This is a genomic window from Cyclobacterium sp. SYSU L10401 (assembly GCF_010993705.1).
GTDB lineage: Bacteria > Bacteroidota > Bacteroidia > Cytophagales > Cyclobacteriaceae > Cyclobacterium.
Map to the genome: position 1 here is coordinate 346,994 of NZ_WOFO01000005.1, position 5,853 is coordinate 352,846.

General features: G+C 46.4%; 5 protein-coding genes. 4 read left to right on the forward strand and 1 reads right to left on the reverse strand.

Translation table 11 applies throughout. The annotated features are described in order from the left end of the window. Nucleotides 1-175 precede the first annotated feature (175 nt). On the reverse strand, nt 176-1,372 hold the full coding sequence (kbl, locus tag GL182_RS14575) for a glycine C-acetyltransferase (protein ID WP_163380432.1): 1,197 nt from the start codon (nt 1,370-1,372) through the stop codon (nt 176-178). A 131-nt stretch (nt 1,373-1,503) separates the two neighbouring features. Here kbl and GL182_RS14580 point away from each other — a divergent pair, with 131 nt between their 5' ends. The 4 genes from GL182_RS14580 to GL182_RS14595 all read left to right on the forward strand — a co-directional run bounded on the left by GL182_RS14580 (nt 1,504) and on the right by GL182_RS14595 (nt 5,734). Beyond that, a complete protein-coding gene (locus GL182_RS14580; RefSeq protein WP_163380434.1) occupies nt 1,504-2,469 on the forward strand; it encodes an NAD-dependent epimerase/dehydratase family protein in 966 nt (321 codons plus the stop codon). Next, a complete protein-coding gene (locus GL182_RS14585) occupies nt 2,466-2,957 on the forward strand; it encodes a copper resistance protein NlpE (protein WP_205603663.1) in 492 nt (163 codons plus the stop codon). Before GL182_RS14580 ends, GL182_RS14585 begins: the two co-directional genes overlap by 4 nt. Nucleotides 2,958-3,112: 155 nt before the next feature. Beyond that, a complete protein-coding gene (locus GL182_RS14590) occupies nt 3,113-4,219 on the forward strand; it encodes a tyrosine-type recombinase/integrase (RefSeq protein WP_163380438.1) in 1,107 nt (368 codons plus the stop codon). A gap of 753 nt (nt 4,220-4,972) precedes the next feature. Continuing rightward, nucleotides 4,973-5,734, forward strand: a complete 762-nt coding sequence (locus tag GL182_RS14595) for a DUF6090 family protein (protein WP_163380119.1) — start codon at nt 4,973-4,975, stop codon at nt 5,732-5,734. The last annotated feature ends 119 nt before the right edge of the window (nt 5,735-5,853 follow it).

The window sequence follows — 5,853 nt, forward strand, 5'->3', positions numbered from 1 at the left end:
GCACCACAGATTACTCAGATTCTCACAGATCAAATGAAAGCTAAGCCATAAATTCGGTATTGATCTACTATGAAGCATAAAAGGAGTAACAAAGGTTGCTATTTTTGTAGTCAGCACCGGAAAAAAAATCTGTGCGAATCTGTGGCCATCTGTGGTGAACCAATAATAGCATGCATTAGCCAATTACACCCAGCTCCTTTCCTACTTCGGTAAAGGCATCGATGGCTTTTTCCAGGTGTTCTTTTTCGTGGGCGGCGGACAATTGCACACGGATGCGCGCCTCTCCTTTGGGCACCACGGGGTAGTAAAAGCCGATGACATATATGCCCTTCTCCAACAAGCGCTCCGCCATCTTTTGGGCCAGCGGGGCTTCCTGTAGCATGATGGGCACAATGGGGTGCGTCCCTTCCTTTACCGCAAAACCCGCCTCCCGGATGCCTTCCCGGAAAAAGCGCGTGTTGGCTTCCAGCCGGTCCCGAAGTGCTGTGGTTTCCGACAACAGGTCAAACACCGCAATGGAGGCCCCGGCAATGGCCGGTGCCAGGGTATTGGAAAACAGGTAGGGCCGGGATTTTTGGCGCAGGAGTTCGATGATTTCTTTTCTGCCGGAGGTAAACCCACCGGAGGCACCTCCCAGGGCTTTCCCCAAGGTGCCGGTAATGATATCCACCTTGCCCATCACGCCCTTCAGTTCGTGTACGCCCCTACCCGTTTTTCCCATAAAGCCGGTAGAATGGCATTCATCAGACATCACCATGGCCTGGTATTTCTCTGCCAGGGCCACGATTTTATCCAGTTGGGCGATGGTACCATCCATGGAGAAGACCCCATCGGTCACGATCAACTTGTGCCTTGCGCCTTTTGCTTCGGCTGCCTGGAGCTGGGCTTCCAGGTCGGCCATGTCATTGTGGCGGTACCGAAACCGCATGGCCTTACAAAGCCTTACCCCATCAATGATGGAGGCGTGATTTAAAGCATCCGAAAGGATGGCGTCTTCGGGCCCCAGGATGGGTTCGAAGACGCCACCGTTGGCATCAAAGGCAGCAGCATACAAAATGGTATCTTCTGTACCCAAAAATTCGGAGATCTTTTTTTCCAGCGTTTGGTGAATGTCCTGGGTGCCACAGATAAAACGAACCGATGACATACCAAATCCGTGGCTATCTATGGCTGCCTTGGCCGCCTCGATTACTTTTGGATGGCTGGACAGGCCCAGGTAATTGTTGGCACAGAAATTCAGTACCCGGCTGCCGTCGGCAAGTGTTACCTCTGCGCCTTGAGGGGAGTGAATGACCCGTTCTGTTTTGTAAAGCCCTGAGGCTTTGATATTTTCAATTTCTTCCTTCAGCTGCGCTTGAATTTTGCCAAACATGTTTTTTTTGTTTTGTTCCTGATACCCGGATTCTGAGTGATGAATTTACAATTTTTAAAGAAAAATGACAGCTGATTGTATAAAAATTCTGAAATTGTAGCGTTAAATCACTCAAATCAAAATAAACCCGAATGGAGAAGGTATTGGTAACCGGGGCTGCGGGACAGCTCGGTACGGAATTGACACAGCAATTAACGGAGGTATACGGCACAGAGGCGGTCATCGCCAGCGATATCCATCCGGAAGCAAAAGCCACCTTTCCCTATTGTCGCTTTGTTGTCCTGGACGTCATGGATCGGGAGCGGTTGCGAAAATGCATCAAAGAAGAAAACATCACGCAAGTATACCACCTGGCCGCCGTTCTGTCTGCTGCTGCAGAAAAAAAACCGCTGCTATCCTGGCGGGTAAACATGGATAGCCTCTTGCATTTACTTGAACTTGCCCGGGAGTTTAAACTGAACAAGCTCTTCTGGCCCTCCAGCATTGCCGTGTTTGGTCCGGATACCCCCAAAAATCAGACCCCACAAGATGCCGCCAAGGAGCCCGTCACTGCCTACGGCATTGCCAAGCTTGCAGGTGAGCGCTGGTGCGCTTATTATCACCAGCAGTATGGGGTGGATGTGCGCAGTCTGCGCTTTCCGGGTCTGATCGGCTACAAAGCCCTTCCCGGCGGGGGCACGACCGACTATGCCGTGGCCATTTTTCACCAGGCCCTGGCCGGCAAATCCTTTCGGTCTTTTCTAAAAAAGGACAGCCGCCTGCCCATGATGTACATGCCCGATGCCATCAAGGCTACCCTTGCGCTGATGCAGGCTCCCAAGGATCGGATTAGCATCCGCTCCAGCTACAACCTGGCCGCCATGAGCTTCAGTCCGGAGGAATTGTATCAGGGAATCCTTCCCTACTTTCCGGAATTTAGTATAACTTACGAACCGGATTACCGGCAAGCCATCGCAGATGGCTGGCCGCAGTCCATAGCTGACCAGGAGGCAAGAAGGGACTGGGATTGGGCTCCAGATTACGATTTGCCTGCCATGATCCGTGAAATCCTTCAGGAACTACCGAAATGGATCCAACACAAACAAAGCGACTTATGAAAAAACTGGCATACCTCTTACTGTTTGCAGGAGTGATTTCCTGTGACGCACCTACTGAAGAAAGCCGATACGAGGGAGAAAACGAGGAGGAAATGGACAACAAGAAAGAACTGGTGCTGGACAATACTTTTTCCACCTGGATGCACTATGAAGGGGTGCTTCCCTGTGCAGACTGCGAGGGAATCCGGACGGTCCTGAAACTCGAAAACAGTCCCGATAAGAGAGAGCGTGCGTTTGAACTGACCGAAACCTACCTGGGTACCGAAGACGGGGATCGCGAGTTTGTCAGTAAAGGGATTTACGAGGTGGTCTACGGCCTGGAAAACGAACCTGGCGCCATGGCCATCCGCCTGCTGGATGAAAACAGTGTGGCTTTAAAAAGCTTCCGCCAGGACAAGGAGGGCAGGTTGCATTTATTGGGTCCGGAGGAAGAACCCCTTGCTTCGGAATTGAATTATACCCTGGACCTGGTAGCGCCGCAGGAGTAGTCCGGGTTGCCGGAAAGGGATATTCGGAACAGGTATTGCTTTTTTGCCGGGAATATTCATTGCATGGCAATGCAGGTTGTTTTTCGGAAAATGGAATGGGGTATTTTTTCAGATTCAAAAATTTCCACTACATTGTTGGTATATTTTTTACTTGTATGAAAACCATAGTGTTAAAAAACGCTGTTTTTGAGGGATTGCCGGTAATCTGTCTGGATTTCCCCTATGATTTTGCTTTAAAGGAGCTGGTAAAAACCTACCCGGAATGTCAGTGGTCCCGAAAGCATAAGGCTTGGTGGGTGCCTTACCGGGAGGACCAATTGAACGAGCTGATTCAATTTTTTCGGGGCAAGGTCTGGTTGGATTATTCCAGCTTGCGAAAAGTTAAAGTCCAGGATAAGTTTGCCGAATTACCTGTTCTTGAGCCTGCCATTCAGTCAGAAGTAAACAAGCTCAGGGATTGGATGCGAAACCGGAGGTATGCTGATTCTACTGTCAAAACCTATACAGAAGCCATGGCTTTGTTTTTCAGGTTTATGGACAACAAAGACCCGGAGGATGTTACCAATAATGATCTGGAAACATTTAACAGAGATTTTATCATCAGGAGAAAGTATTCAGTTTCTTACCAATCCCAGGTGATCAATGCCCTGAAGCTATATTTTGGTACTTTGGCACAAAAAAAACTGGATCCGGAAATCATCAAAAGGCCAAAGAAGCCCATGCTGCTTCCCAATGTGTTGAGCAAGGAGGAGGTGAAAAGAATTTTGGACGCACATGACAACATCAAACACAAGGCCATGTTGTCGTTGATTTATGCCTGCGGATTAAGAAGAAGTGAACTGTTGGGGCTGAAATTCGAGGATGTCGATGCCAGGAGGGGATTATTGATCATCAGGCAGTCCAAAGGCAGGAAGGACAGGGTGGTGCCACTTTCGGAAAAAATGGTACTTTTGCTGAGGCAGTACTACCGTGAAGACAAACCGGAGATTTTCCTGTTTGAAGGCAAGGTGAAAGGTAGAAAGTATAGTGACAGAAGTTTGGAGAATGTATTGAAACAGGCATTGGCAAAAAGTGGGATCAAAAAGCCAGTTACGCTTCATTGGCTTCGTCACTCGTATGCGACCCATTTGTTGGAGAACGGTACTGATTTGCGGTATATTCAGGAGCTTTTGGGGCACAAAAGTAGTAGGACGACGGAGATATATACCCATGTCAGTACGCACTCCTTGCGACAAATAAAGTCCCCATTTGATGATCTTTAACGAAATAAGCAGTAATATTAAACCCAGACAGAAAAGTAATTTTATCAGGGTTATCCAACTTAAAATGGACAGATAACCCTGACCCGGTCAGGTATATATACGAGTTACAGGACAGGCAGGTGAAGTTGGGGATATTGGTTAGGCTTCGGAAGGAAGCATTCGATAACCTGGAAGTTCACGAAGGACCGGACCAGGGTTTTTTCCGGCATCCAAGGCAAAGGACTTTTTCCGTTTCCGAAGGTGGCCTGCGTTATATTCAGGAATGAAGGAGGTTTTTTACAGATAAAGAACACGGTTGCCGAGAAGGGTCTTGTCCCGGTTATGGGAGTTCACAGTCCTGTACAGGAGGCGCAGGGCCGGACGGCAGATCTCCGGAAGGAAAAGACTATAAAGACGAAGATTGGAGGGTCCGGACCGCTATGGGGGAGCTGCCGGAAAAACCCTGAAAGTGTTGATCCACCAGGGGGCGGCCATCAAGGGAACCGAAAGGTTTCGAACAGGATGAAAAGATCCGGTCCAGGTCGTACAGTGAGGTCATTCCCGTTCTTAAAATTTGACCGGTACCACCGGGAAAAACTGCACGGAAACGCCCGTCCTGTAACCCAAGCTTGGGTGCAGCAGGCCGTTTACGATTAAAATATTATTTTAGTACATTTAAGGAAGTTTGTGAAAGCCGGGAAGAAAAGCGCTCCGAAAGTGCCCGCCGCACACAAGCCCCGGACGTTGTGCTTCATTATCAGAAACCGCTAACCAATGATAAAATTCTTTAGAAAAATAAGACAAAAACTACTCTCTGAAAACAAATTCAGTAAGTATCTGATTTATGCCATTGGAGAAATTATTCTTGTGGTTATTGGAATTTTGATTGCTTTACAAATAAATAATTTGAATGAATCCAAAAAAGAACAGAATATACTGAATGCCTCTTTAAACTCTTTGAAATTAAACCTTCAAAAGGATATAGAAAATTTAAATGACCAAATTGAATATAACAAGACCGTGTTGAAAGCAGTTGATTTTTCTTTTCGCGTTATTTCTCTACCGGAATATAACAACCTGCCTTTATCAACTTTTTCTGATAGTGTGTTTCATGTAGCCACAGAAAGAACTTTTTTTCCAAATACAACGACCTTTAATTCTATGGAAACGGGTTCTCATTTTCAATGGATCAAAAATCAAGATTTAATACAAGCGATTTATGGCTATTATGCTATAGTTACAAGCATTTCAAACCTTACAAATGAAAATAATCAATTCGTAAAAAATCATATCGAAGAATTTACTTATAACAATATTGAGTTTGGCTCACTTTTGCCTAATTCAAATCCTTATCCGAAGAAACGGAGTCCAGAACTTAATAATACTTCCATATTAAGAGAAAGTGCAGTTTTCGAAAATAACCTAATTGGGAGAAAATTTCGGTCAAATGCAGAAATAGATAGGTCGGAAGATGCACTAACAAAGGCAAAGGAACTTATTTATCTAATTGACGAATATCAAAATGCAAATAATTGAATTAAAAATAACGAAAGCACAGTCGAGTAGGTAAAGGGGAATCCCACCCCTAAACCTCTCACAGAACCGTACGTGAACCTCTCAATTCATACGGCTCTTATTATGCAGTCGGTTATTAG